Annotated in this window: 4 protein-coding genes; 2 read left to right on the top strand and 2 right to left on the bottom strand. The window is 69.1% G+C overall.

What is annotated here, in order from left to right; translation table 11 throughout:
- Positions 1-26: 26 nt before the first annotated feature.
- Both ACYQ2W_RS25465 and ACYQ2W_RS25470 read left to right on the top strand, forming a co-directional pair.
- Positions 27-434, top strand: coding sequence for a hypothetical protein (locus ACYQ2W_RS25465; RefSeq protein ID WP_459873732.1), 408 nt, complete (start codon positions 27-29; stop codon positions 432-434).
- A gap of 83 nt (positions 435-517) precedes the next feature.
- Positions 518-691, top strand: a complete 174-nt coding sequence (locus ACYQ2W_RS25470; RefSeq protein ID WP_459873734.1) for a hypothetical protein — start codon at positions 518-520, stop codon at positions 689-691.
- Positions 692-1,041: 350 nt separating this feature from the next.
- On the opposite strand, the gene ligA is transcribed toward ACYQ2W_RS25470, so the two are convergent.
- Positions 1,042-3,330, bottom strand: coding sequence for an NAD-dependent DNA ligase LigA (gene ligA / locus ACYQ2W_RS25475; RefSeq protein ID WP_459873736.1), 2,289 nt, complete (start codon positions 3,328-3,330; stop codon positions 1,042-1,044).
- Between the two features lie 100 nt (positions 3,331-3,430).
- On the bottom strand, positions 3,431-3,814 hold a 384-nt coding region (locus ACYQ2W_RS25480), incomplete at its 5' end, for a hypothetical protein (RefSeq protein WP_459873738.1).

Raw genomic sequence — 3,814 nt, forward strand, 5'->3', positions numbered from 1 at the left:
GGCCGCTCCTACAGGGGAGATCAGAGATGAAACTTCTGTTCTGGGCGCTGTTGATCGCCGTGGCGCTGGCCTTCCTCGGGCTCTTTCTCAACCTGCTCGCCGGGTTGAGACGACGACGGGGCGGGGCGGATCCGTCGGCGCTGCTGGCGGTGCAATACCGCGCGGTTTCGCCATTGAATGGATGGCAGACGGAGGCGCTGCGCCAGGCGCAGGAGCGCTGGCCGGGGCAGCTCGTGCTGTGCGACGTGCCCTATGCGCGCTTCCTCGTTGCCGATTCCGAACGCATCGCCGAGGGAACGGCGCCGCTACTGGTCTGCGATGAGGTGCTACGGCCGTCGACCGTGGTGGCCGGTACGGAGGATGCGGTACCGGAAGCGGCATTGGCGGAAGCCGGGGTGTCGGTGTGGCGGCTAGACCACTCATCCCCGGAATGAGCGCGCCGGTCGCGACGTTTTGACCCGCCGTTCGAGGTGGCGCTATCGTCGTTCCCTTACGTCACGTAAGAAAATGGATTTCGATGAACGCCTCGAACATCAAGCACCACCGCTCCTCCCTTCCGCTGCCCGGTTCGGCGCTGATCCTCCTTCTTCTCTCCTTTACCTCCGCCGCGTTCGCCGATTGGGCGACCTACTTCCGGTACAGCGCCGACCGGGAGAATCACCTCTCCCGGCGGCTCCCCGCCGGCGCCTGAGAGCGGGTGCCGATTCCGCGGGATACCCGCGGTTATCAAGGAGCCGATCCGCTGTATGCCGACGCCTCGGGCGGGATCGTCGTCGTCGATGCCGGCGGTGCCGGCCGGCGTGACGCCGAAGGGCGGTGGGAGGAGCGGGATTTCCTTTTTGACGGACGGGTGCCCGACGGCAACGGCGGCGGCTGGTGGATCGACTCCGGCTCCCGGGTTCATCGCCGCGGGGAGGGGGAGGAGACGACCACCGACCTCTCCTTCATGGAACCCCAATCCCCGACGTTCGCCAAGATCCGGCGCGACCCCGCCGGCGGGGTGTGGGTCGCCCGGCGCGGATGGATCGCGCGGGTTGAGGTTCACTCCGCCGCGTCGCCGAGCAGGCGGAGCAGCGCCTCCTCGTCGAGCACCGCGATCCCCAGCTCCTGCGCCTTGGCCAGCTTCGAGCCGGCGTCCGTCCCGGCGATCACCGCGTCGGTCTTCTGCGACACCGAGCCGGTCACCTTGGCGCCGAGGGCCTGGAGTTTGGCCTTCGCCTCACTGCGCCCCATCCGCGACAGGGTGCCGGTGAGGACGAAGGTCTTGCCGGCCAGCGACTCCGCCTCCGCGGCTGGCTCGGCGGCGGGGGCCGGCTCCTCCTCCATGCGCACCCCGGCGGCGGCCAGCCGGTCGATCACCTCGATGTTGTGCGCCTGGTGGAAGAAGGTGACCACGTTGCCGGCGCTGATCTCGGCGAAACCCGGTACCTTGATCCGCTTGGCGTTCTCCAGCTCGTCGGCGCTCACCCCGCGTAGCGTAGCCAGATCCGGATAGCGCTCGACGATCGCCGCCGCGGTGCGGCGGTTGATGCCGCGGATCTTCAGGTCGGCGAGGAAGGCGGCGAAGTGCTCTCCGTCGTAGGTGAGTTCGGGATTCTCCTCCAGGTGGGCGACCAGCCCCTCGGCCCCCTTGCGGCCGATCCCCTTGATGCCGCCGCTCTCGACGAAGTCGGTGACCCGCGCTTCACGCAGCGCCGCCATCGAACGGAAGTGGCCGGCGAGCACCCGGGCCATCTCCTCGCCGATGCCGGGGATGCCCAGCGCGAAGACCACCCGGGCGAAGGGGCGCCGCTTGCTCTTCTCCAGGGCCTCGATCAGGTTGTCGGCGGACTTCTCCGCCATCCGCTCCAGGGCGATCAGCGCCTCGCGCTTCTCGTGCAGGTCGTAGAGGTCGGCGGCGCTTTCGATCAGCCCCTCGTCGACCAACTGCTCCACCAGCTTGTCGCCCAGCCCCTCGATGTCCATGGCGCGGCGCGAGGCGAAGTGCTTGATCGCGTTCTTGCGCTGGGCCGGGCAGGAAAGGCCGCCGGTGCAGCGGGTCGCCGCCTCCCCCTCGGGCTTCACCGCCGCCGAGCCGCAGATCGGACAGTGGTCGGGGAAGCGGTAGGGCGCGGTCCCCGCCGGGCGGCGGTCGAGGAGCACCCCCACCACCTCGGGGATCACGTCGCCGGCGCGGCGCACGCTCACCGTGTCGCCGACGCGGACGTCCTTGCGCGCCAGCTCGTCGGCGTTGTGCAGGGTGGCGTTGGTGACGGTGACCCCGCCCACCGCCACCGGTTCCAGCCGCGCCACCGGGGTGAGCGCGCCGCTGCGCCCCACCTGCACCTCGATGGCGCGGACCACGGTGAGCTCCTCCTGGGCGGGGAACTTGTGGGCGATGGCCCAGCGCGGCGCGCGGGCGACGAAGCCCAGCGCCCGTTGCAGATCGAGGCGGTCCACCTTGTAGACCACCCCGTCGATCTCGTAGGGGAGGCTATCGCGCCGCTCGCCGATCGCCCGGTAGTAGTCGAGACAGCCGGCACTGCCCGCGACCACCTTCAGCTCCGGACAGACCGGCAGGCCCCACCCCTTCAGCCGCTCCAGGTTGGCACTGTGGGTATCGCCCAGCTCGCCGCCTTCGACGATGCCGAAGCCGTAGCAGTACAGGGTCAGCGGCCGGGTGGCGGTGACCTTCGGGTCGAGCTGGCGCAGCGAGCCGGCGGCGGCGTTGCGCGGGTTGGCGAAGGTCTTCTCATCATTGGCCCGCGCCCGCTCGTTGAGCGCCTCGAAGCCCGCCTTGGTCATGAACACCTCGCCGCGCACCTCCAGCCGCCGCGGCCAGCCGTCGCCGAGCAGCCTGAGCGGCACCGCCTGGATGGTGCGCACGTTCTGGGTGACGTCCTCGCCGGTGGTGCCGTCACCGCGGGTGGCGGCGCGCACCAGCACCCCCTCTTCATAGAGCAGGCTGATCGCCAGCCCGTCCAGCTTCGGCTCGGCGGTGTAGGCGATCTCCCCGCTGGGTTGGATGCGCTCCCCGATCCGATCCTGGATGCGCCGCTCGAACTCGCGCACCGCCTCCGGCTCGAAGGCGTTGTCCAGCGAGAGCATCGGCAGCTCATGACGAACGCCGTCGAACGCCTCCAGCGGCGCGGCGCCGACCCGCTGGGTGGGGGAGTCGGCGGTGACCAGTTCCGGGTGTTCGGCTTCGAGGGCCTGCAGCTCGCGGAACAGGCGGTCGTACTCGGCGTCGGGGACCTCCGGGTCGTCGAGGACGTAGTAGCGGTAGTTGTGGTGACGGAGCTGCTCGCGCAGCGCCTCGATCCGCGCGGCGGGAGGGAGGTTTGAGGGCATGGTCGGGGGAATGGCTGACGCTGATCGGGCCGGCGCGCGGTAGCGGCCGGCAGTGGCGGGACAGGATAGGAGAATCGGGGTGGGGGGGCAACGGGTGGGGTTACTCCTCGGGGGGACACTGTTCCAGCAGCGCTTCTACGTCTGAAGTGTCCTGCCCCATTTTGTGCTTGCCGTCGCGGACTTGGATGAGGACATGATGGCCTTCCTTTCTCATGCCTCCGGCGCAGAGGAGTTGGCCCAATAGGAGGCCGACGCCGACGACGCCGTCCAGGTAACCCACTTGGGAGACCAGTTGAAAGGCCTCCGCGAGATGGGAGGTTGCTTCCGGGTACTGCTTTCGATCCAGCTCGATTTGGGCCATCGAGTAGAAGACATGGGCTTTGCCAATCGGGTCTCCCAGGTGCTCGAAGACAGGAAGCCGCTCTTCATTGATGCGCAGCGCGTCGTCGAGCTGTCCGCGAGCTTGGAGGATGTCGGCGATTTT

It is taken from the genome of Endothiovibrio diazotrophicus (assembly GCF_054657215.1).

Coding starts and splice junctions, on each gene's coding strand:
- ACYQ2W_RS25465 (WP_459873732.1), top strand. CDS start 27: ATGAAACTTCTGTTCTGGGCGCTGTTGATCGCCGTGGCGCTGGCCTTC.
- ACYQ2W_RS25470 (WP_459873734.1), top strand. CDS start 518: ATGAACGCCTCGAACATCAAGCACCACCGCTCCTCCCTTCCGCTGCCC.
- ligA (WP_459873736.1), bottom strand. CDS start 3,330: ATGCCCTCAAACCTCCCTCCCGCCGCGCGGATCGAGGCGCTGCGCGAG.